Genomic DNA, 23,918 nt, shown 5'->3' on the forward strand with positions numbered 1-23,918 from the left:
GCGACACGCGCGTTTGGCCCAAGGGGGCCTCGGGCCGGGATCGACAGCCGGGGAGAGCCCCGTCGATCGATCGAACGAAGCGAACCACGTCGTAGCAGAGGGAGGAGTCGAGACAGAATGAGGATGAGGAAGGGACGAGCCGACTGGCGAGCACAACCGACCTACCAGTCGTTCCTTAATGCCGCGTGTGGCGCCCGTCTGGGCGCGGAAAATCGCCTGTCATTCGAAAAAAGCCGCCCATCAAATATTGCCTGGTGCGATAAACGGATCAGCGGGGGCGCCGAGGATGCGGTTTCGCGCCGGGGGCCTTCAGAACTCGCCGGGCCCGGGCCGCGAGGTGTTCTCGGTCCGTTTGGCCCATGCGTTGTAAGCCCTCGCCAGCTGTTCGACCCGGTCGGGCTCGTCGGCAGCCAGGTTGTTCATTTCGGTCGGGTCTTGCCCGAGGTCGTAGAGCTCCCACTGGCCGACGAGCTTGTCCCAAACGAGCTTCCAATCGCCCTGCCGGATCGCGGCGTTGCCGAAGAAGTCCCAGGCCAGTTCTTCGGGCGGCTGCCGGTCGCCCCCGGCGAGAACCGGCGCGAGGGTGCGGCCTTCTAGCGGCAGCACGCGGGCGCCATCGCGGTGTCGGGGCGGGTCGGCTTCGGCCAGGTCGACCAGCGTCGGCGCTAGGTCGATGATGTGGCCCACCTGATCGGTGATCGAGCCGGCGGGCACTTGGCCGGGCCAGCGGGCGATGAGCGGCGTACGCACCCCGCCCTCGTGCATCCACGACTTGTAACGGCGGAACGGCGTGTTCTGCGCCCAACCCCACGCTGGCCCGACGGCCACGTAGTCGTCGGCCGCACCCGGGTTACGCTCGGCCGGGTCGCGGCCTCCGGGCTCTTCGGCGCAGCCGCCGTTGTCCGATAGGAAGAGCACGAGCGTGTCGTCGGCCACGCCGAGCCGGTCGAGCTCCGAAAGCAAACGGCCCACCTCGCGGTCCATGCGGTCGATCATCGCCGCGTAGACCGCCATGCGGTGGTCCTCGAAGTCGTGATCGGCGGTCCGCCAGTCGTACGCGCGCGAGTCCGCCGGCGACAGCCGCCAATCGTCGCCGACCACGCCGAGCTCCTTCTGCCGGGCGAAGCGCCGCTCGCGCAGCGCGGGCCAGCCGTCGATGTACCGGCCGCGGTACTTGGCGATGTCCTCGGGCCACGCGTGCAGCGGGTAGTGCGGCGCCGTGTAGCACACGTGCAGGAAGAACGGCCCGTCGGACTCCACGCCGCGCCGGACCTCGTCGATAGCCCGGTCGGTGAACGCCGTGGTCGTGTAGAAGTCCTCGGGGAACTCGGTCACATGCCGGCGGCCGTCGGCGAAGTACCGGACGCGGCCCCCCTTGTACGGCGGGTCGGGCCGCGCGGGGTCGAAGAAGTTGCACGCGCCGTCGAGCAGGCCGTAGTACGAGTGGAAGCCCCTGTCGAGCGGGTGGACGCCCTCGCCGCGCCCCAAGTGCCACTTGCCCACGAGCGAGCAGCGGTAGCCCGCGGGGGCGAGCATCTCGGCGACCGTGAGCATGTCGTCGCGGAGCAGTTCTTCGTAGCGGTGGGTGCTGCCGCCGCGTGGGTAGAGGCCCGTGATGATCGACGCCCGCGTCGTGGTGCACTTGGCGTTGTTGTAGAACTGCGTGAAGCGCATGCCCTCGTCGGCGAGGCGGTCGACGTTGGGCGTTTCGACTTCGCCGCCGTAGCACCCGAGGTCGGACCAGCCCATATCGTCGCACATCACCAGCAGCACGTTGGGGCGATCGGCGCCCCACCCAGCCGACGCGGCCGCGATCAACAGACAGAGTGTCAGGTTCCTCACGGGTGCTCCTTTGCTAGGGACGTCGCGGCGGGCGGCGCGGGGTCGCCGGCCGGGTGAGTGCGACGCCAACCCGGCCCCGCGATGCTGCGGTAGCCCATCTCGAACGGCTGGCCGCCCAGACGGGCATCGATGAATTCGTAGCATAAGCGGTTGGCCTCGCCGCCGAGACCGCCGTGGCCAGCCCCCTGCACCGCCAGCAGCGCGATGGGCGCGCCGGCAGACTGTAGCGCGTGCAGCAGCTCGGCGGACTGTTCAAAGGGCACGAGCGGGTCGCGGGTGCCGTGCACGATCAGCATCGGCGCGTCGTCGGCCGAAGCGTAGTGAATCGGCGAAGCCGTCCGCGCCAGCGCCGCGTTCTCTTCAACAGCGCCGCCGACGAGCAGCGACTGCGGCGCGTCGGGCCCGGAGAGTTCGGTCCCTTGTGGCCCCATCGCGGTCAGGTCGCTGGGGCCGAACCAGTTGACGACGCACGCCACCTCGGACGACGCGTCGGTGTGCGGGCCGAGGTCGCCCTCGACGAACTCCGAGCCGCGGCTCACGCCGAGCATCGCCACCAGGTGCCCCCCGGCCGAGATGCCCCACACGCCGATCCGCTGCGGGTCGTAGCCGTGGCGCTTCGCGTTGGCGCGGAGCCATCGGATCGCGGCTTTGCAGTCGTGGATCTGGGCGGGCCAAACGGCCTCGTCGGTCAGGCGGTAACCGATCGAAGCGGCCGCGTAGCGCCCCGACTCGGCGAGCCGCTTTACCAGGTTCGCCTTGTCCTTGCTGCCGTGCCGCCAGCCGCCGCCGTGGATGTACGCGACCAGGGGCAACGGGCGGGTGCGGTCGCGGTTCTTCGGCAGGTAGAGGTCGAGCGTCTGCCGCGCTACGCCGGCCCCCACGTAGTCGATGTCTTTGTGCGTCTCTAACTCGGCGGGGTTGGCCTCGCCGATAGGCTCGTCCGCGGCCCAGCTGCGGCCGTTGGCGTGGTTGTGATAGCGGGCGGGTCGCTCCGAGCCGGTGGGGGGGCGCAGCTCGCGGACCCAGACGTTGCGGTAGCGGACCGGGCTGCCGTGGTGCTGCAACGCGATCGGCCCGCGCGGGCCGTAGTTGCGGTAGTCGGGCGGGCGGTCCCAGCCGGTGGCGCCGAGCACCTCGTGGCGATCGACGACGAGCACGCCGTTGTGCACGACCGACACGACCGCCGGGTCAACCGTCCCGTCGTCCAAGAATCGCGGCGCGCGCCAGAAGATGTCGTACGTGTTCCACTCCCCCGGAGGGCGGGTGGCGTTCGCCATCGGCGGCGTCTGTTTGTAGATCGCGGCCGCCTGGCCGTCGGGGTAGGTGCGGTTCTCGTGCGAGTCGAGGACCTGGACCTCGTACTGCCCCATCAAGAAGACGCCGCTGTTGCCGCGGTGCTGACCGGTCTTCTCGGGCTCCTCCGGCGCGGACCACTCGAGGTGGACCTGGCAGTCGCCGAAATAACGCTTGCTGGTGAGCCACCCGGGCCCGCAGATCATCACGCCCTCTTCGACTCGCCAATTGTCGCTGTTGTGCCAGGCCGAGAGGTCGGCGCCGTCGAAGAGCACGATCGCGTCGCTCGGCGGGGAGTCGTCGGTCGCGCCGGGCTCGACGACGGGCGGCTCGTCCCACTCGGTTGGAGGCAGGTACTCGATCGGGTCGCCCGCAAGCGCTGACGCGGCTAGCAGCGTCGCGGCAAGGGCGAGCGGTCGGCGGGGTTGCGGGGAGCGTGGCATAGAAGGTTTCGGACGTCGGGGCGGGTCAATCTTCGGTGGTTGGCTGATTAGCGCTGGCGTCGGTGAGCAGAGGCCGCGGGTCGTCGACACGCGCCGCGCGGCGGACTGTCGGGCCGTAGGTCAGTCGCTCGCCCAGTTGTCGACGGTGCTCATCGGCCAGCGCCGTCAACTCGGCGACGATCTGCGGCTGCTGGGCGGCCAAGTCGTGCTGCTCGCCGAGGTCGGTAACCAGGTTGTATAGCTCCGGGAGCTCCTGCTCGCGGCGGCGGAACTCGCCGGGCAGCATCAGCTTCCAGTCGCCGTAGCGCACGGCCTCGAGGCGCCCGTCGTACCAGACGAAGAACGGACGCGGTGGCAGAGACTTGCCGGGGTCCTCGAGCAAGTCGCCGATGTCGTGGCCGTCGCGCGTCGGGCCGGCGGGCAGCGTGGCGCCGGCCAGGTTGCAGAGGGTCGGCGCGAGGTCCAGGACCGACGCCATCGCGTCGGTCTCTCGGCCGGCCGGCACAGTCCCGGGGCGCCAAGCGACGCACGGCACGCGCACCCCCCCCTCGTAAGCCTGGGCCTTGTGCCCGCGGAGCGGCCCGTTGTCGGCGCCCCAGCGGGGCTGTCCGCCGTTGTCGGACGTAAAGATCACGAGCGTGTCGCTGGCGAGGTCGTTGTCGCGCAGCCACTCGAGGAGCCGGCCGGTCGACCAATCGATCTCGGCGACCGCCGCGCCGAAGCCGGCTTCCGGGTTGGTCGTCCGCTCGTAAAACGCCTCCCGCGCCGCGACCGGGTTGTGCGGCATGGTGTGAGCGAGATAAAGGAAAAACGGCTCGCTCTTGTTCGCCTCGAGCCAATCGAGGGCGGCCTCGGTGTATCGCTGGGTGAGTGTCGACTGGTCGAACTCGCGGTGGGCGTCGTGCTGCTCGATGACGCGGTCGTTCTCCATTAGCGGCAGCGGCGGGTCGCCGCGCTTGGCCCATTCCATGTCGTTGGAGTAGGGCACACCGAACCAGTAGCCGAACCCGTGGCGAGTAGGTAGGTGCGGTGGTTGGTCGCCGAGGTGCCACTTGCCCACGCACGCGGTCTGGTAGCCGGCGTCGGCAAGCGCCTCGGCAAGGGTCACCTCCGAGGGGGCGATCCCTTTGGGCTCGCGCGGGAAGAAGACCGGCTGGCCTTCGTTGTCGAGGTCTAGATCGACCCGCCGCGCATAAGAGCCGAGCAACAGCGCCGCCCGCGACGGCGTGCAGACCGGCGCGCCGGCGTAGAAGCTGGTGAACCGGACGCCTTGGGACGCCATCCGATCGATCTCGGGCGTCTGGTTCCAGCGCGAGCCGTAGCAGCCGAGGTCGCCGTAGCCGAGGTCGTCGCAGAAGATGACGACAAAATTTGGCCGCCGCGCTGCATCGACGCGACCGTTTGCGTCGGAAGCGGGCGCCGGCCCGGCTGCGAGGACGGCGGCGAGGAGCGTGGCCGCCGGCCAACGAGCGACGGCGTGCCCGCCCGGTCGGTTTCGACGAGTCACGGCAGGCGCCTCGCTTCGGGTGAGTCGGCTCGGTCGAACGCCAGGCGGACGCCGATCGTGGTGTAGCGGCCCTCCGGCTCGTGGCGGTGGCGGTTCGCCGATCGTAGCGCAGCGGGCGGGTCGTACCAGCTGCCGCCGCGGATGACGCGGTCTTCGCCCTCGGGGGGGCCGGCGGGGTCGGTGACCGGCGCGGCGCTCGGGTAGGGGCCGTAGCGGTCCGCGCACCACTCCCACACACCGCCGTGCATGTCGTACAGGCCCCAAGCGTTGGGCGGCTTCTCGCCGACCGGGTGTGTTATCGCTTGCGAGCCGCTGTTGGCCCACGCGCGGCGATTGACTCGCCAGGGCTCGGTGACCGGCCCCCACGAATAGGCGGCGCCGCTGCCAGCGCGGCACGCATACTCCCACTCTGCTTCGGTCGGCAGGCGGAACTGGCCCTCCGTCTGGCGGTCGTTCAATCGAGCGATCAACGTCTGGCAGTCGTCCCACGAAACGCACTCGACCGGCCTCTGCGGCGCGTGCGGTCCGCGGTCGAACTCGGCAGGGTTGCTCCCCATGACGGCCGTCCACAGCGCTTGGGTCACCTCGTGCTTGCCAAGGTAAAAGCTCTTACTCAAGCGGACGGGGTGACGCGGGCCCTCGTCGGGATCCCGTGAGGGTTCCGCCGGCGAGCTGCCCATCCGGAACTCGCCGGCGGGAATCAGCACGAGATTGATCACACAGTCCGGCGCCACACGGTCCGGCGCCACACGCACGGCAAGCTCGGCGGGGCCGCCGGCCGTCGCCTCGTTGCCGCTAGCCGGCGCGATCGCAACGGCTACTATCACGCCGACGGCCGCGGCGGCGAGCGACTCGATGTTCAGGGCGTGGTGGCTTCGCACACCGAGGGACCTGCGGAAGAGATTGGCGAAAAGTGGGTGTAGGCCAAAGTCTATGGCGCTAGGCCGGCGTTTGGGCGCTCGGCCCCGCGGAAGCTGGCCGCCGGCGCGGCGCGGGACTACGTTGGTGGGCGATGCGTCACGCGTCGCTGCTCCTCCCCCACGCGCTCTCGGCTTCTCGCATGCAAATCGCCGCACGTTTCGCGCTGCTTTTAGCTGGATTCGCAGTCGTTCAGCCCGGCTCCGCGATGGCTCAGGGGGCCTCCGAGCGACGGCCGAACGTGCTCTACATCTTCACCGACGACCAATCACGACGCACCGTGAGCTGCTACGGTCAGGCGCACGATTGGGTCCGAACGCCGCACATCGACGCGCTGGCGGCCGAGGGCGTGCGCTTCGAATCGGCCTACATTGGCACGTGGTGCATGCCCTCCCGCGCGACGCAACTCACCGGGCTCCGGCAGTACAACGTACAGACAATGCGGGCAACCGAGCCCTACCCCAATGCGGAGTACGATCCGGCGCGATGCCCCTTCTGGTTCCGCTGCCTCCGCGACGGGGGCTACGTGACCGCCCAGATCGGAAAGTGGCACACCGGCGCCGACGCGGGGTGGGGGCGCGATTGGGATCTGCAAGCCGTCTGGAACCGGCCGAACTTGCGCGGCGACGATGTGTGGGCCTACTACGACAACCCGAAGCTAGAGGTCAACGGCGCCGAGGCCGAGGTGTTCGAGGGCTACTCAACGGACATCTACACGGGCCTCGCGGAACGCTTCATCCGCGAGCGGCGTATCGGCCAGGGCTCGGCGGATTTCGAGCAGCCGTGGCTGCTCTGGCTCTGCTACTCGGGCGTGCACGGGCCTTACACGCCGGCAGAGCGGCACGCGGGGCGCTACGCCGGGACGCACACGCCGCCGCCGGTCGACATTTTCCCCCCGCGGCCCGACAAGCCGCCCCACATGCGCCTGCTGACGCGTTGGACCCGCTCCGAGGCGGGCGATCCGGTCAGCTTCCAAGAGGCGGTCCGCCAGTACCACGAGGCGGTTCTCTCGATCGACGAGGGCGTCGGGCGGTTGGTCGAATCGCTCCGCCAGACGGGGCAGCTCGACAACACGTTGATCGTGTTCACTTCGGACCAGGGCTTCGCATGGGGCCAGCACGGCCTCGAAGAAAAGTGGGCCCCGTACGACGCCGCGTTGTGCGCGCCGCTCATCTTTCGGTTGCCCGGCCGGGTGGCCCAAGGGCGTGTGTGCGATGCGCCCGTCGGCGGCGATGACCTGGCTGCGACGCTCATCGCGCAGACCGGCGCTAAGGTCCCCTGGCGGCTCGACGGGCACGACTTCTCTCGGCTGCTCAGCGATCCCGAATCCGAATGGCCGCACCCCGTGCTCCTCGCGCAGACGCACGACATCTACGGCGACGACCTCGACCCGTTGCCACCCACGGAGCGACGCGTTCGCAAGCAGCTCCCCTGGTACGTGCTCTGCCGGGAGGGGCGCTACAAGCACATCCGCTACCTCGTGCCCGGCGAGGGCGAGGAGCTGTACGACCTGGCCGCCGACCCGGCGGAGCTGGAGAACCTCGTCGGGCACGCCAGCCACGCGGAGGTGCTCGAGCGGATGCGCGACGTGGCGCGCACTGAGCTGAGCCGCACCGGACCGGAGTTCCTCGAGGCGGTCGGCTGGTGAGCCGCCGCGCCTAAAACCCGCCCCGCAAGCCATTACCACCAGCGCCCGACCGCTTCCGCTCATCGGCCCACGCCTCCTCCGCGCTCCGTATCTCCTCCACGCTCAGCCCTGCGCCCGATGCCCCGTTCTGTCCGATTGCTGCCGGCGCTGCTCGCGTTGTCGACGCTGATGGCGCCCTCCGGCCGAGCAATCGAGCCGTGGAGCGAGAATCCCTGGTACTGGAGCCACAACGGCGAGCCGGTGCTGCTGGTCGGTGGCAGCGACGACGACAACCTCTTCCAATGGCCGGACGAGCGGCTCGGTCGGCAGCTCGACCGGCTGGTCGCCGCGGGCGGAAACGTGGTCCGCAACACGATGAGCGACCGCCGCGACGGCCGCGACTGGGAGGTCTACGCTTTCGCGCGACGCGACGACGGCCGCTACGACCTCACGCGGTTCAACCCCGAGTACTGGCGCCGCTTCGAGAGGTTCCTCGGTGAGACCGCCCGCCGGGGGGTGTTCGTTCAGATCGAGGTCTGGGACCGATTCGACTTTACCGATCTGCGGCAGCCCAACTGGCAGTCGCACCCGTTCAACCCGAAGAACAACGTCAATTACGGCTACGAGGAGTCGGGCTTCGCCGAGCGGTACGACAAGCACCCCGGCAGGAACGAGCAGCCGTTCTTCTTCACCACGCCAGAACAACGCGACAACTCGCTTGTGCTCGGCTTCCAGCAGCGGTTCGTCGACCGACTGCTCGAAGCCTCACTCGCTTACGACCACGTGCTTTACTGCATCGACAACGAGACCAGCGGCGACCCCGCCTGGGGCCGCTACTGGGCGCGCTACCTGCGCGAGCAGGCACGTGGGCGTGGTGAATCGGTCGCCGTCACGGAGATGTGGGACTCGCACGACCTGCGTTCCGATGAGCACCGCCAGACGTTCGATCACCCCGACTTGTACACGTTCGTCGACGTGTCGCAGAACAACCACAAATCGGGTCAGCAGCACTGGGACAACTTCCTGTTCGTGCGCGGCTACTTGGCGGCGCGGCCGCGTCCGATGAACACGACCAAAACCTACGGCGCCGACGGCAACAAGTTCGGGCACAGCGACCGAGACGGCGTGGAGCGCTTCTGGCGGCACCTGCTCGCCGGAGCGGCGTCGGTGCGATTCCATCGACCCCCGTCGGGCCTGGGGCTGAGCGACAAAGCGCTGGCCAGCATCCGCGCCGCGCGGCTGCTGGAAGAGCGGGTCCCACTCTGGACCGTCGAGCCCGACAACTCACTCCTGGCCGACCGCGAACCGAACGAGGCTTACCTGGCAGCCGCGGCGGGAGAGCGATACGCGTTGTTTGCGACCGACGGCGGCCAGTTTGCGCTCGATCTGAGCCCCGCGCCGGGCGCGTGGAAGTTCGAATGGATTGACATCGATCGCGGCGTGCTCGGCCCGGCCGAGCACGTCGAGGGGGGGCGCTCTGTCTCACTCAGCCCGCCGGGCGATGGCCCCTGGGCCGCAGCGGTCACCCAGGCGAGAGCCGATCCTTAGGCCGGCGGCGGCCGCCGTATCCGCTCTCCTGTCCTCTCAACCAGACCACTCTCGCACCGTGACGAACCCTATTCGCAATGTTCGGCTCGCCGGCTCCCGCACCCTGAAAGGCGCGCTGTTGTTGCTTGCCGTTGCCGCTACAACGGCGGGCCACGCGGAAGAGCCGGATGACCCTTTCTTGCACTCGGTATACGACCGCCTGCACGACTCGCCAGAGCAGCGCTACTACCGCGAGCTGGCGCCGATGCCGCTGGGTTCGGTGTACGTGCAGCGCCCCGGCGATGGCGAGGAGCAGATGCGCTGGCACTTCCGCACGATGCGTGAGCTGGGTTACACGGCCCTTAAGCAGACGCTCTTGTGCGATGGGACCGACGAGAACCGCGTCGCGCAGATCGCGCTGGACGAGGGCATCTGGCCTTGGTGGTACGGCGAGGCGGGCTGGGAGCGGCTGACGCCTGACCTGCTGGAGCGGCTCGGTTTGGACCCGGCCACGTCGGTTCAGCAGGCGCGGAGCGATCCGCGGGTCGTCGAGCACATGACGACGCTCTACCGGAAACGCGCTGAGCGTATCGGGCTGGAGAGTGGCGCCGGCGATGACCCCGAGCTGACCCCGCTGGAACGTTACTACTACAGCAAGTCGATCGTGCGCAACCTGCCCGACATCGCCAGGCAGGCGTACGCCGACTGGGCCAAGCAAGAGTACCGGACGCTCGAGGCCGTCAGCCGCGCGCACAACCGCAACCACGCTGGGCTGGGGCAGGTGTACGGTTCGTGGGAGGAGGTCGCCGAGGCGGGGCTGCGGCCCAAGAACCGCGGCTTCGCCCGCGTACGCGACGAGTTCCGCTTCCGCGCCGACGGGCGGCTGGCCTTGCTACGCAGCCAGATTGATCGCGCCCGCGCGGAGGACCCGCTGATCCCGTTCCGCCGCGGCGGGGAGATCGCGTTGTTCTTGTCGATGCCGCTGCGCGGCGTGGACATGGAGGGGATTGCCGACCTGATGAAGCCGGGCGGGTGCTTCTACCCGTCGGTCCACCTAGAGTGGCACTTCAACGAGGTCGACCACGAGATCACCCGCCCCGTGTACATGCACGCGAGCTGGGCGACGGACATGTTCAAAGGGGGGTGGGCGTTCGGCGTAGAGACCACCGGCGGCCCGCAGCAGCACAGCGGCGCCGGTCAGGCGTTCACCGTCGACGACGGCACGATGACCCAGCTGATGCTCAGCTACCTGGCCGGCGGCTTCCGCGGCTTCGGCATCTGGTGCTGGAACGCACGAACCGCCGGCTTGGAAGCGGGGGAGTACGCGTTGCTGGGCCGCAACAACGAGATCACCCCCCGCGCCCGGCAGGTCGGCCGCATCGGCCAAGCGGCGCGCAAGTGGCGCGACGAGCTATGGGCCGCTCACAAGGAGCCGATCGTCGGCGTCTTCTACGACTGGGACAACGAGGCTATCTGGGCCGCGATGAGCAACCGCGGACGCGACGACTTCGCGTACTTCGCAACTCAGGCGCGCGTCGGGCTGAGCCGCGCCTTGATGAATGCCGACGTGCCATTCGAGTATGTCACCGCCGACGACCTTCGCAATGGCCTCGCGGGGCGCTACCGGGTGATCGCGTTGCCCGCGGTGGTGGCGCTGAACGAGGACTTGTGGCCGGTCTTCGAGGAATACGTAGCCGACGGCGGTCGGTTGGTGCTCGACATGCCGGGCGGGCACATGAACCACCGCGCAGAGTTGCTGGACACGGGGCGCGGCTCGCCGTTCGAGAGGCTCTTCGGTGTCGTGCTCGCCAGCCACCAGGGCGCCGGCGTGAACAGGCCGTGGTCGATCGACGGTCGCCAGGTCGAGGGCTGGATCGCCGACCTGACGCCGACCACCGCCCAGTCCGTGACGGAGTTCGACCACGGCGCCCCCGCGGCCACCGAGGCCCGACACGGCGACGGGCGTGCGGTGCTGCTCGCTTGGGAAGCGGCACGCAACTGCTTCCGGCCCGGCGACGACCAGGCCGAGCGGTCGCTGCTGCGGCACGTGCTGGGTGGCCACCGGTCGCCGCACCGCTGCGATGGAGCCCTGCTCTACCGCTTGGCGAGCCAAGCGGCCGACCACTACTTCTTGATCAACGACGGCGAAGCCGCCGAAGTCGCCCTCCACGCTCCCGACGCGTACGCGGGCTGGACCGACGCGGTCACGGGGGACACCATTGACGACCTTGGCCGGGTCGCGATCCCGAGGTACAGCGGGCGGTGGCTGCGGGCCGAGAAGCGGCCGGCGGGCGCCGCGTCTACTCAGCAGGCCCGTCGCTAGGCTGCGAACCGAATTCTTTTCTCAACGGAACCCGGCAATGATCCGCACCTGGACTGTCGCGCTCGTTTGTCTTGTCGTCTTCCTCTTGGCGCCGCGTGTGGGACACGCCGAATCAGAGGGGTCCCTGCCCCCCTTGCCGGAAGAGTCGGCCGAGCAACGGGACGAGCGGATGCAGTGGTGGCGCGACGCGCGCTTCGGCATGTTCGTCCATTGGGGCTTGTACGCGATCCCGGCCGGTGAATGGAAGGGGGAGCCGGTGCGCGGCATCGGTGAGTGGATCATGAACCGAGCGGACATCCCCCTCGAGGAGTACCGCCCGCTCGCCGACGAGTTCAATCCGACGGAGTACGACCCGGAGCGGTGGGCGAGGATCGCGGCCGACGCGGGGATGAAGTACCTCGTGATCACGTCGAAGCACCACGACGGATTCTGCCTGTTCGACACCGACGCGACGGAGTGGGACGTGGTCGACGCCACCCCCTACGGCAAGGACCTGCTGGCGCCGCTCGCGGAGGCCTGCCGCCGGCAAGGGGTGAAGTTCTGCACTTACTACTCGATCATCGACTGGGCCCACCCGAGCCAGAAGATCGACCCCGACCAAAAGCACAACACGATCATCGACGAGTCGCAGAAGGACCAGTACATCGCCTACATGAAGCAGCAGCTCCGCGAGCTGATCGAGTCGTGCGACCCCGACGTGCTCTGGTTCGACGGCGAGTGGACGCCGTGGTGGACGGAGGCCGACGGCCGCGAACTGTACTCGTTCCTGCTAGACCTCAAGCCGACGCTGATCATCAACAACCGGGTCGGCAAGGGCCGCAAGGGCATGTCGGGGATGAACCGCGGCGATCAACAGTACGCGGGCGACTTCGGCACGCCCGAGCAAGAGATCCCCCCCACCGGCCTGCCCGGCGTGGATTGGGAGTCGTGCATGACGATGAACGACACTTGGGGATACAAGAAGAACGACGACAACTGGAAGTCAACCGAGAAGCTCGTCCGCAACCTGATCGATATCGTGTCGAAGGGGGGCAATTTCTTGCTGAACGTCGGTCCCACGGCGCAGGGCGAGATCCCCCAGCCGAGCGTGGAGCGGCTGGACGAGATGGGCGACTGGATGAACCGGTACTCCGAGGCCATCTACGGCTGCACGGCGAGCCCCGTCGACACGCCGGAGTGGGGCCGCTGCACCGTTCGGCAGGGGGCCGACGGCGACACGCTTTACCTGCACGTGTTCGACTGGCCGACCGGCGGCGGGCTCACGCTGCGCGGCGTTGTCTCTGAGCCGGCGAGCTGCCGGCTGCTTGGCGGCGAGTCGCTCGGCGTTCGGTCGACGAGCGACGGCCTGCGGGTGAGCGTTCCGCAGCAAGCGCCGAACCGCCTCGCGTCGGTGATCGCCGTTGAGTTCGACGGCAGGATTCAAACCGCAGCAGACGAGTGAGCACGGCCACCCACCGGGAGTTGAGCCTTGGAGCGACAAGCGCAGATCGATCGGCGACGGTTCGGATGGATCGCCGGCGCGGCGGCCCTGGCGGCCGCGGCGCGAACGCGTGGCGAAGCGCCCGCCGGTGATCCGGCTGCGTGGCGGTGGCTCGACACCACGCAGACCGAGCCCGAGGGGGCGTTCCGCTTGGCCCGCCGCGGCGACCGGACGTGGCTCGTCACACCCGACGGCGCCCCGTTCTTCTCCGTCGGGATGAACCACATCGACCCGGCCACCCTGCGGTACCCGGAGCACGGCGACCTGCTGGGTGAGCGTTACGGTGGCGACGTCCAGCGGTGGCTGCGGGAGCGGGTCGGCCCCGACCTGCGTGAATGGGGGTTCAACTCGATCGGCAACACCGTCGAGATGGCCTCCAACGGCGCCACCAATCACAAACAGTCGCGCTACTTCACCCGCGCCGAGTACAACGCGATCGGGCTGCCCTACTGCCACCAGTTGCCTTTCGCGGAGTTCCACCACTGGGACGCGCAGAACCGCAAGCCGGACTTCTTCGCGCCGGAATTCGCGGATTGGTGCGACTACGTGGCGCGCGAGTACTGCTCTTCTATGGCGGACGACCCCGACCTGATCGGCTACTTCTACGTGGACTGTCCCTCCTGGGTGCACACCCACCCCCACAGCCGCTGGCGGGGGCCGTTGTTCGACCCCGCGCGGCTCGCGAGCGACGAGGGCCGGCGCGAGCTGTTCGACCTAGCGACCCAGTACTACCGGGTTACGCACGACGCCGTGCGGCGGTACGACCCGCACCACCTGATCTTGGGCGATCGGTACGAGGGGCGCGGGCGGATGGCCGAGGAGGTGCTGCAGGCGGCCAAGCCGTATGTCGACGTGCTCAGCTTCCAGAACTTCGGCGAGCCCGACCAGATCCGCGACGACCTGGACGAGTGGGCCGGCCGCATCGGAATGCCGGTGCTGCTCGCCGATTCGGGCGGCAAGCACGTGCTCGAGGACGGGTCGCACCGGCACGACACGGAGGCCTACCGCCGCATCATGGACCTGACGCTTGCCAACCCGGAATGCGTCGGCTTCCACCTGTGCGGCGCGTACATGAAGAACCGGATCCGCCGCAAGGGGCTGCTTTACGAAGACGAAACACCCGACCAACCGGTTATCGACGCGATCACCCGCGTCAACCGCGAGGCGGCGGAGCGTGTCGACCGGATGGCGTCGGAATCCACCTGAGATTACCGCCCGACCAAGAACCCCTGAAGACGAATGATCTACCGACGCGAGTTCCTTACCGGCCTCGGCGCTGCGACGCTCGCGGCCGCCGCCCCCGCCCAGGCGCCGCTCTCGCCGCGGGTCAACCCGCGGCTGAAGGGGGTTGGGCTGTCGAGTTACTCGCTCCGCGATGCGATGCGGTGGCGGTACGGCGAGCGGACCGACGGCGAGCTCACGATGGAGGGCTTCTTCGACTACGCGGCCCGCGAGGGCCTCGACGCGGTCGAACCGACCAGCTACTTCTTCCCCGCACCGCCGCCCGCCGGTTTCGTTGCGCAGCTGCGGCGGCGCGCGCATCTGCTCGGCCTCGATATCTCATCGGCGGCGATGGGCAACGACTTCTCTTGGCCGCCCGGCAGCGACCGCGGCCAAGCCAACCTGGCGTACGCGCGGGAGTGGATCGAGCGCTTCGCGGACCTCGGCGCGCCGGCGCTGCGTGTGTTCGCGTCGCGGCGCCCGCCGGAAGGGCTCGACGACGACACGCTCGTCGACAACGTGACCGCGAACGTGGCAGAGGTCCTTCCGTTGGCCGAGCGGTGCGGCGTGATGCTCGGGTTGGAGAACCACGACCGGGTGCGTGACCCCGATCTGTTGTTGCGGATCATCGAGCAAGTCGGCTCGCCCTGGCTGGGCGTGTGCTGGGACTCCGGCAATTTGGTCGACACGCCGGCGCCGTATGACCACCTGCGGCGGCTGGCGCCGGTAGCAGCGATCGCTCAACTCAAGACCGAGACCCCCGTCAACGGAGAGCCCATGCCGGCCGACTACCCGCGGCTGGCGCGGCTGCTGGTCGAGAGTGGCTATGCGGGCTACCTAGTGCTTGAGTACGAGGGCGAGCAACCGCCGCGCGAGGCCATCCCGCGCCACGTCGCGGAGCTGCGCCGGGCGATCGCGGCGATCGGCTAGCCGCCGGACGGCTGCAAGTCGGTGTGCACCACGCGGCCGTCGACGTCGTGCAACCGGAACGCGATGGTCGGCTCGTCGCCGGGCGTGACCTCCACGCTCAAGAAGCCGCCCGCGACCCGCAGGAACTCGTGCTGGGGCCGCTTGTCGTCCTTGCCCCAGCCACCAGAGTGCTCGTCGGTGCTCGAGCCGCAGGAGTATTCGCGGAGGCCCGTTTGGTCGTCGACCGACACGTATTGCCAGTGCCGGTCGCCGCAGACCACGTAACACCGCTCGAGGCCCGACAAGAATTCCCGCACGTCGGCGCCCTCGTAGGCGAAAGCGTCGTTGGAATGGTTGTCGAACTTGTTCTCCCGGTCGGGCCCGACCACAGGGGTCGGCGTCACGAGCAGCCGGAACGTGGCGTCGGACGCCCGCATGCTGTGTTTGAGCCACCGCATCTGCTCGTCGCCCCAGATGGTCTTGCCGGGCCCGTCCGGCTGGTCGTTGGGACTGCGGAACTCGCGCCCTTCGACGAGCCAGATCTGGAGGTCTTTGCCCCATCGGAAAGTGCGGTAGGGCTTGTCGCTGGAGGGTGTCTGCTCGTCGAAGATCCGCACGCCTTGGTTGAACGTGAGGTCGCCGTAGGTCTGGCCGGGCCAGCAGTCGTTCTTGAGCAGGTCGTGGTCGTCCTTGATGAAGTAGCTCGCTACGCGGCGGTGGAAAGCGACTCGGCGTTCAAGGCTGTACATGCGATGCCAGTGGAGCCGCGCGAGTTGGGGGGACTCTGCGAGCGGGTCGGTGTCCAAGTCGTAGTAGACGACGTCGCCCGTGTGGATGAAGAAGTGGGGCTGCAGCCACGCCATCGCCGGGTAGATCCGCGGGCCGAGCTCGATTTCCTCGGCCGTCTGGTGCTTGTGGCCGGTCGTCACAACAAACCGGACCGGGGCGGGCTGGTCGGCGGAGGGGGCCGTGTCGAACTCGCCGCCGAGCTCGGCCGTGCCCGAGCCGTTGCGCGCCTCGACGACATAGGCGTAACGCGTCTGGGGCGAGAGCCCCTCGAGGCGGACCTGCGCAGTGAAGTCCCGGTTGGGGTCGGCCGGCGTCCACGCCGTTTGCCTCTCATCGCCGCCGGGGGGCCGGTAACGGACACGGACTTCCCCCTCGGCCCCGGGGAGCTGGAATCGCTCGTTTACGGACTCGACGGTGCACAAGCGGGTCCAGACAATGGCGGTGTCCGACGAGACCTCGCCGACCTTCACGCCCTCGGCCAGGTAGGGCTGGGCCGCCGCGACCCCCACCACGAGCAGCTGCGCCCAAGCCAGCACGGAGGGGAGTTTCAGCGGGTTCCTGAACAGCGACATGGCAGACATGGCTCCTGGTCGAAAATCCGAGTCGATTCGAGCGATGATTAGACGAGCGGCGGGCACTCGAGGCGTTCCCGGAGAGGCTAATCCGGCGGGCCCTATGGCTGCAACTTAACGGGGCGACACCCGCCGGACGCGGCATCCAGGCTTTTTCCGACGCCGCGCCTAAACTGCGGGGGGCTGACATCTTGTTGCTGGGCAGGTCCGACGTGTGGGTGGGGGGCCGGCCCCGCCACACCTTCCCGGTGAGACTTACCGTGGCACTGCGATTGGAAACGAGCGGGCAACCGCCGTCAGACGCGAATCCCCGCCGGTTCGGGACTGCGGACCGGCTGCGTGAGCTCGGCGAACAGACGCAGCCCGGCGGAGAGGGGTTGGAGGTTGGCCGCGGGTCGGCTGTGGCGCCTCGCGACTCGTCGTCGGAGGGACGCAGCTCGGCGAAGCCACAGGCGTCGTCGCCACCGGACGAGCGAGGCCCCGCGCGGGAGGAGCAGGCCGGCGAGCCCCGCAGTGCTGAGGCGGATGTGAGCAGCAATACCGAGATAACCCGCCTGATTATTAAGCACCGGGGCAAGCTGTACGGCTACATCCTCGCCTGCGTCAGGAACCACCACGATGCCGAAGAAGTCTTCCAGGAGGTTTCGGTCGGCATCGTCGGGTCGTTCCACAAGTTGAGATGCCCGGACGAGTTCCTGCCTTGGGCAATGGAGATAGCACGCCGCCAGGTGTTCTCGTTCTTCAGGAAGTCGAAGCGGCCCATGGTGTACGACTCGGAGCTTGTGGGCGTGTTGGCGGAAGCGGCTGGCCGCAACCTTGATTCGACCGAGGTCAATCAGCAGCGGGACGCGGCTCTACGCCGGTGTGTCGAGCAGCTGCCCCCCCGCAGCCGCGAAGTGCTGCAGCTGCGATACGGCGAGTCGTTCGCGGGAGTGGATCAAATTGCCGAGCATCTGGGGCGGAGCATGGCCGCCACCTACGGCGTGCTCAAGCGGATCCGGATCAATCTGCGTGAATGTGTTGAGCGGCACTTCCCCATGGAGGCGACCGAATGAGTCCGGAGGACCGGTCGTTGTTGTTGGATTACCTTTCCGACGACCTCACCGAAGAGGAATTCGGCCGGCTCGTCGTGCGCCTTAAGCAAGACGAACGGCTCGCAGCAAACCTGCTCGACCTCGCCGGCGACGAGGCGCGGCTGGTCGAGTGGGCGCGGTCGATCGCCGCCGGCGACGGGGCGCCGACCTTCGGTTCGAGCTCAAGCCGTAACGGCAGCGGCTCTGGCATCGCGGGGGCGACCGCTGGGCTTGGTGGCGCACGCTCCGCGTCGGTCGCCGCGCCGGTGTCCACAGAGTTGTCCACAGAGGGACGTTCGCAACCCGGTCCTCAAACAACTCGAACGAGCAGGGCGGGTGCGTGGCTGCTGGCGGCGACGCCTTGGATAGCGGCGGCGATCGCGGCCGTGTGGACCGGCGTGGCGGCGATGCGGGAGGACACGCCCGCTCCGGTGGCTGCGACGGTTCCGCCTTCGACCCTTGCGGACCCACAGCAGTCGCTCGTGGCTCGGGTCGTGAATGAGTCGAGCGATTCGGACTGGTACACGGAACGCTTATCGCATCAGGATCCGTGGAGCCTGCACCGTGGCGACGTGCTCCGGCTGAACGCGGGCTCGCTGCGTATCCGTTACGACCATGGCACGTCGATGACGCTTCAAGCGCCGGCCGTGCTCGAATTGCAGGACGACATGCACGCGCGGATCCACCGCGGCGCGTTGCGGGTGGTGGTCGCGCAGGGCGCCGAAGGGTTCTCGGTCGCCACGCCGATCGCGCGGGTGGTCGACCTGGGCACCGAGTTCGGCGTGAGCGTCGATGACCGCGGAGGCACCGACGTGGTAGTCTACGAAGGCGCCGTCGACATCGAAGGACGTGCGAACGAGGTCGGCCCGCCGAGGCTAGCCAGGCGGCTGGAAGCGGGCCAAGCGGTCCGGATGGACGAACTCGGCACCGCCAGCCGGATCGTGGCCGTCAACGCCGACCGCTTCCCCGTCGGAGCGGGGGAGAGCCTCGAAACGGTTCGCGGCATGAGGCCGCCGATCATCGCGAAGGTAACGGACAATATCGATCGCGAAGACTCGTTCAGCTTCTACGAAATCGTCCACGCCGGAATGTTCGAAGACGCGTTGGCCTTCGTCGATCGACCGGAGCACGAGTGGAACGGCGTGGACGCCAAGGGTATGCCCGAGTACCTCATCGGCGGGGACCTCGTACGGACCTTCAACGACGACAAGCTCAACAAGCAGCTGCGGATCGAGCTGGAACTGACGCAGCCCGCGGACATCTACGTGTTGCTCGACGATCGGGCGCAGGCGCCGGAGTGGCTAAAGCGTGGCTTCGAGCGGCTTGACGACCGACTGGGGATCGACGAGGGGTCTGGCAAGTATCGGGATCTTGCGCCGGATGGCTCGGTGCGGTGGGAGCAACGCCCCACCGGCAGCGGTCCGGGCGCAAGCATCGACTTCACCTGCTCCATCTGGCGTCGCGTGGCGGAGGCTGGCCCCGTTGGGCTGGGCCCGCTCGGGGGGGACAACTGGGATATCAACATGTATGGCATCGTCGCCGTGCCCCAAGAGGCGAAGGCGGACGAAATTCCGGAGAATCCACTAGCGGAGAGCGGCCCGTGAGTTGCTAATTTAGGGGACGCCCGCCCTCGGCATGGCGTCGGGCGCGCGGTCGGTTGCCCAAAATCCCGCTCCCTTGCCAGCGACCGCCCCGGGCACTTCGGCCACATGCGACACAAACGATAGAAATTGCGCCCAATTGGGCGTGCGGCGGCTATTCAAATGACAACGAAGAGTCGAGTCCGGAGGTTCGCATTTTGCCGGCTCCCGGCAGCGGCTGCTCGTTGAAGCTTTTCAATCGCTTTTTCACCTCTCGTCCCCAGCCCCCGTTTTGCCAACGTCACCGCGTCTGCGGTAACACTGTCGATGGTCGGTTTTGCGGCTAGCCGCAATCCTTGCCGGAAAAGGCCTCAACCGATCGACCCCTAGCGCTGCGATTTCTTGTCTAGCGATCCGCTTGGCCGACCGCCCTGCGCCCGCAGGGGGATGGCCGGACCGGTTCGCGCACACCTTGGAGAAGCCTTGTGATGAGACTCAAACTGTTCTGTGTCGCGGCGATCGGCGCGACAATGTCCCTGCCGGTCGGAGCGAACGGCCAGGGGCCCGACTTCACGCCGCTGCCGGACTTGTCCGACGCAAACGTCCTGTACCGCGAGACATTTCCCGCTTCGCCGTCCGCGTCCCGCGGTGAGAATATCGTCGAGCAGGGGTGGGACGTGATCCGCTCCCGGAACGACCAGGTCGGCAACGTTGTCGACTTCGATGGCGATGGACCGGTGGTCCAAAACAGCTCGGCGATCTTCGGCAACGGCGACACCGTGCCGAAGGGCGACATCGGCGGCGGGATCAACAACAACCCGCAGACCCCGCCCGACACGACCGACGGCATCCTCTTCGCCTCTTCGGGCTTCTATCCGTTCCTGTTCTTTACCGAAGAGGTTCCGGGCGGCACGATGGCCTCGGACGTTAATTCCGTCGTGTGGCGCGGCCGCAACAACGCGGGGCGGACCGACGACCCCCTCGACCAGTCGATCCACGCGGTGCTGCAAGTCGACGGTCAGTGGTACGTGACCGAGACCGGGCTCGTCGACACTTCCACCACTTCGAACAAGTTCGACTACTTCGGCATCGACCTGTCCGGCGGCAATTGGGCCAGCATGGACGTGTCGAACCTCGAGTCGGCCGCGGACCTCGTTCCCGGCGGCCCGCTCGACATCGCCGAGATCACCTCGGACTTCAACCTGGCCAAGCCCAGCGGCACGGTGCAGGCGTGGGGTCTGTACAACGCGTACCTGACCAGCAACACGCGGTTCGACTACGTCGAGTTCCGCAGCGACGCGGTCGCCACCTTCCGCACGCCCGAGCCGACCTCGGCTTGCCTTGTTGCGCTGGGCGGCTTGGCCGGATTGATGCGGCGCCGGGCCGGCTGATCGATCCGACGCGCCTCGCTCGGCGGGGCATTGGATAGCCAGTCCCCGCCGCCCCAGCGTTATGGGGCGGCGGGGATTTATCCAACGCGGCGCATGGCGGCGGCTCAGGCGGGCTGTCGCTCTTTTCACCTCCTCCTGCTCGGCCTCCTCCCCCGACAAGGAAAATGGCGCCACTCTTCTCGCTACCTGCCGGCCGGATATTCCTGCACGGCGCAGTCATCTGGGCCGCGGTCGTTGCGGCGTCGGCCCACGCGCAGACGCTGTTCAACGAAGACTACGCGTCGGGCGCCACGACGACGACTGCGCTCGTGCCAAGCGCGATCATCAACGGCTCCGCCCAAGCGACGCCGGTCTTCGAGATCGAGCCGTTCATCGTCAACCCGGACACCAACGGCGGGTCGCCCGTCGGCGCGCCGCTGCTCACCTACGACCCCCAAGCGCCGAACCCGCAGGGCGTGCCCGAAGGGTTCCAGTCGATCGACTTCGACCAACCTCGCCATCCCGACGACCCGAGCAACTACGAAGAGATCCTCGCACAGGGCGCGTGGTGGTCGGACAACCCGACGACCTTCTTCCATCAGAACGCGTCGATCGATCTCAACCCGCAGCTCGACACACGGCAGAAGGTCTACGTGCTCGAGTACTCTGTGGCGTCGAACATCGCGGTCAGCTCGACCGAGAGCATGCAGGCGCGCATCGGCTTGTTCGATTCGCAGGACCAGGGCGTTTACTTCGGCCACACGTACAACACGCGGAACGCCGGCGACCGCTTCCGACGCACGAACCAGATCAACGTGCACCGAGTGAACGAGAACGGCGAAAACGTGCACATCGAGGTCGGTGGCGCGTTCACCACCGAGGCGCGGAACCTCGCGTGGGGGCAGAGCCAGACGGTAACGCCCCCGGCGCTCGACTTCACCGACTTCAAGTTCCGCGCCGAAGACCAGAGCGGCATCCTCAGCCACTTCTTCCAGTACGAAACGGTCGTGCGGGTGCACGACCTCGACAACGGCCGCATGAACGTCGAGTGGTTCAGCGAGGAGTCGATCCCGGCCAACCCGGCCGACGACGCCTCGACGCCCTTCGGCGGCTCGCCGGGCATGCGCCCGGAGAAGGACGGCTGGCACAGCATGAACGTCGTCGAGAATATCTACGACCTGTCGGGCCCCGAGAAGCAGCCGCTGGGCGACTTGGGCAAGCTGCGGATCAGCTTGTGGAACCCCCGCTTCGGCAACCCCGACACGGGGGAGGATTCGGCGGTCACGGTGTCGAACCTCGACGAGATCAACACCGACGGCAGCGACCGCTCGACCAACAACCATCAGACCGGCTTCGGCCGGATCGTCGTCAATGAGTACCACGTCGGCGACATCGACCGCGACGGCCAAGTCACCTCGGCGGACGTGACCGGGTCCCCGTTGCTCTCCAAGCTCGGCGTGATGGGCGAGCGGGTTTGGCGCGACGGCGACACCAACGGCGACAAGAACGTCACCGTCGGCGACGCGCTGGCCGGCGTCCTCACCGCGGTCGCCGGCGCCGCGCCCAGCGGGCCTGAGTTGCAGTACAACCCGGCGAACGGCCGGGTCCAGATCGCGGCGGGCGGGCAGGCGATCTCTGGCTTCGCCTTGATGGCGGACGACCCCGTTCTGTTTAGCGGCGCGTTCGACAACCCGGCGGCCGGCGGAGCGATCAGCACCGCGCTGCCGACCGAGCTGTCGTGGATGAACCTCACGGCCAGCGGCCAGGCCGCCGGCGCGAACCTGACCGGCACGATCGACCTGGGCCTCGTCGCGCCCAGCGGCCTGACCGAAGAGCAGTTCCAGGGCCTCTTCGCGGCGGCGGTGTTCAACACCGGCGACGCGCTCTCTCGGGCGGTGTCGTTCTTCGCACCGGAGGGTTTGCCCGGCGACTTCAACGGCGACGGCACGGTCGACGCGGCCGACTACACGGTCTGGCGCGACGGCCTCGGCACGACCTACCAGCAGAGCGACTACGACACCTGGGCCGCCAACTACGGCGCGTCGGCCAGCGGCGCCGCGGGCGTCCCCGAGCCAGCTGCGGGGTGGATGCTGCTGTTGGGCTCGGCGGCGGCCGGCCGCCGTCGATGGCGGCGACCCAGCTGAAGACCGACGCTTTTCTTCTTAACCGGGCGGGCAACATGTTGGACCTAGATAGACGTCTTCGGTGGGGGGGAGTAACGACCGCCCTCTTGTCGGCGTTCGCGGCGTCGGCGTCCGCACAGATCAGCGAGGACTACCTGGCCGGCGACCCGAGCGGCTGGACCAACCGCCCGGGCGACGTCAACTCGTGGCAGATCGGCCGGCAGATCGACGGGACCGAGGGCCCCACGCCGCACCCGATCACCGGCGGCGCGGGTCCATCGGTCTTGACCTACAACATCCGCGAGCCGGTCCCAGCGGGCGACGAATGGAGCTTCTTCCAACACGCCACGCGGGACTTCTCGTTCAGCCGCTCGCAATACGACACGCACGTCGTTTGGCTCGAGTTCTCGACCTTCGCCAACATGGCGGTCAGCGGCCAAGAAACCGTCAAGTGGGGGATCACCTTCGAGGACGAGATCGGGGTCGGCGTTCAGCTCCAGAACCTGTGGAACACGAAGTCGGGATCGGGTTACGGAGGTTCCCGTACCAATCAAGCGAAGCCCCGGCTGGTGGTCCTGCAGAGCGATGGTGAGGGCGGGGTCCTCACCGATCCGCAAACCGGTTTGCCCCTGGTCGACCGCGACGTCGACGGCAACGACCCCGGCGTGCAGCACGTGTGGAGCGTGCTCAACTTCGACGCGATCCAGGGCTCGCAGCTGTTCGGCACCGGCGTGGAGCCGGACGACGACGACCCCAACGACGCCGACGGCGACCAGCGCGTGCTGAACACGCTGTTCGAGCAGAACGCCGTGGTGCGGCTGAACGACTACGAGAATTACAACTTCGAGGTCGAATGGCGGTCGCTCAACCCGGACGCGAGCGGCGACAGCAACTGGCGCTCGCTGCGCGGGACCGACCTCGGTGCGGGGACAGAGTTCGAGACGCCGGACGAAGACTTCAGCCTGATCCCGACGCAACCAATCCGCGACATCACCGCAATCAACCTGTTCGCCACCCGCCGCGACATCTCCGGTGAGGAGGGGGGCATCCTGCCGTCGATCGTCCGCGCCGAGGCGAACATCAACACGAACCAGTCGAGCACCGACGGCGTTCCCGACGAGGCCGCCACTGCCAACCAACAGATCGGCATGGGCAAGTTCGTGGCCCACGTGCTGCATACGGGCGACCTCAACCGCGACGGTCAGGTGACCTCCGCCGACGTGACGGGCAGCCCGCTGCTGGGCAACCTGGGGGCGACGACGGTGGAGGACCCGTCGATCCAGATCGGCGACCCGATGCGTGAGGTGAGCTGGGTCGACGG

At 68.2% G+C, this 23,918-nt stretch carries 16 protein-coding genes; 11 read left to right on the plus strand and 5 right to left on the minus strand.

The features are described 5' to 3' along the window. Positions 1-309: 309 nt before the first annotated feature. The 4 genes from RIC11_RS06965 to RIC11_RS06980 are packed head-to-tail and all read right to left on the minus strand — an operon-like array spanning position 310 to position 5,966. Complete coding sequence (locus RIC11_RS06965) at positions 310-1,842, minus strand: arylsulfatase (RefSeq protein ID WP_350209682.1); 1,533 nt, start codon at positions 1,840-1,842, stop codon at positions 310-312. Further along, entirely contained in the window at positions 1,839-3,578 is a 1,740-nt protein-coding gene (locus RIC11_RS06970; protein ID WP_350209684.1) for a 3-keto-alpha-glucoside-1,2-lyase-like domain-containing protein, read from the minus strand. Before RIC11_RS06970 ends, RIC11_RS06965 begins: the two co-directional genes overlap by 4 nt. Before the next feature lie 25 nt (positions 3,579-3,603). Next, entirely contained in the window at positions 3,604-5,085 is a 1,482-nt protein-coding gene (locus RIC11_RS06975) for a sulfatase family protein (RefSeq protein ID WP_350209686.1), read from the minus strand. Beyond that, on the minus strand, positions 5,082-5,966 hold the full coding sequence (locus tag RIC11_RS06980; RefSeq protein WP_350209688.1) for a formylglycine-generating enzyme family protein: 885 nt from the start codon (positions 5,964-5,966) through the stop codon (positions 5,082-5,084). Before RIC11_RS06980 ends, RIC11_RS06975 begins: the two co-directional genes overlap by 4 nt. A 245-nt stretch (positions 5,967-6,211) precedes the next feature. Between RIC11_RS06980 and RIC11_RS06985 the strand changes: the two genes are divergently transcribed. The 6 genes from RIC11_RS06985 to RIC11_RS07010 all read left to right on the plus strand — a co-directional run bounded on the left by RIC11_RS06985 (position 6,212) and on the right by RIC11_RS07010 (position 15,111). Beyond that, a complete protein-coding gene (locus RIC11_RS06985; protein WP_350209690.1) occupies positions 6,212-7,651 on the plus strand; it encodes a sulfatase-like hydrolase/transferase in 1,440 nt (479 codons plus the stop codon). A 117-nt stretch (positions 7,652-7,768) separates the two neighbouring features. After that, positions 7,769-9,178, plus strand: a complete 1,410-nt coding sequence (locus tag RIC11_RS06990; protein WP_350209692.1) for a hypothetical protein — start codon at positions 7,769-7,771, stop codon at positions 9,176-9,178. 178 nt (positions 9,179-9,356) lie between these two features. Next, positions 9,357-11,480, plus strand: coding sequence for a beta-galactosidase trimerization domain-containing protein (locus RIC11_RS06995; RefSeq protein WP_350209693.1), 2,124 nt, complete (start codon positions 9,357-9,359; stop codon positions 11,478-11,480). 37 nt (positions 11,481-11,517) lie between these two features. Then, positions 11,518-12,921 (plus strand): alpha-L-fucosidase, encoded by a 1,404-nt coding sequence (locus RIC11_RS07000; protein WP_350209695.1) that lies wholly within the window; start codon positions 11,518-11,520, stop codon positions 12,919-12,921. A 27-nt stretch (positions 12,922-12,948) separates the two neighbouring features. Next, positions 12,949-14,166, plus strand: a complete 1,218-nt coding sequence (locus RIC11_RS07005; RefSeq protein ID WP_350209697.1) for an agarase — start codon at positions 12,949-12,951, stop codon at positions 14,164-14,166. A 33-nt stretch (positions 14,167-14,199) separates the two neighbouring features. Continuing rightward, a complete protein-coding gene (locus RIC11_RS07010) occupies positions 14,200-15,111 on the plus strand; it encodes a sugar phosphate isomerase/epimerase family protein (RefSeq protein WP_350209698.1) in 912 nt (303 codons plus the stop codon). On the opposite strand, the gene RIC11_RS07015 is transcribed toward RIC11_RS07010, so the two are convergent. Beyond that, positions 15,108-16,451: an alkaline phosphatase D family protein gene (locus RIC11_RS07015; protein WP_350209700.1), complete on the minus strand. Its 1,344-nt coding sequence runs from the start codon at positions 16,449-16,451 to the stop codon at positions 15,108-15,110. The genes RIC11_RS07010 and RIC11_RS07015 overlap by 4 nt on opposite strands. Positions 16,452-16,978: 527 nt before the next feature. Between RIC11_RS07015 and RIC11_RS07020 the strand changes: the two genes are divergently transcribed. The 5 genes from RIC11_RS07020 to RIC11_RS07040 form a co-directional block, all read left to right on the plus strand. Beyond that, positions 16,979-17,506 (plus strand): sigma-70 family RNA polymerase sigma factor, encoded by a 528-nt coding sequence (locus RIC11_RS07020; protein WP_350209702.1) that lies wholly within the window; start codon positions 16,979-16,981, stop codon positions 17,504-17,506. Further along, positions 17,503-19,128: a FecR domain-containing protein gene (locus RIC11_RS07025; protein ID WP_350209704.1), complete on the plus strand. Its 1,626-nt coding sequence runs from the start codon at positions 17,503-17,505 to the stop codon at positions 19,126-19,128. Before RIC11_RS07020 ends, RIC11_RS07025 begins: the two co-directional genes overlap by 4 nt. A 464-nt stretch (positions 19,129-19,592) precedes the next feature. Continuing rightward, complete coding sequence (locus tag RIC11_RS07030; RefSeq protein WP_350209705.1) at positions 19,593-20,495, plus strand: hypothetical protein; 903 nt, start codon at positions 19,593-19,595, stop codon at positions 20,493-20,495. 164 nt (positions 20,496-20,659) lie between these two features. Beyond that, positions 20,660-22,618 (plus strand): PEP-CTERM sorting domain-containing protein, encoded by a 1,959-nt coding sequence (locus tag RIC11_RS07035; RefSeq protein WP_350209707.1) that lies wholly within the window; start codon positions 20,660-20,662, stop codon positions 22,616-22,618. 86 nt (positions 22,619-22,704) lie between these two features. Continuing rightward, positions 22,705-23,918: hypothetical protein (locus RIC11_RS07040; protein WP_350209708.1), on the plus strand; the 1,214-nt coding region annotated here is incomplete at its 3' end.

The sequence above is a fragment of the Botrimarina sp. genome (assembly GCF_040219535.1).
Classification (GTDB): Bacteria; Planctomycetota; Planctomycetia; order Pirellulales; family Lacipirellulaceae; genus Botrimarina.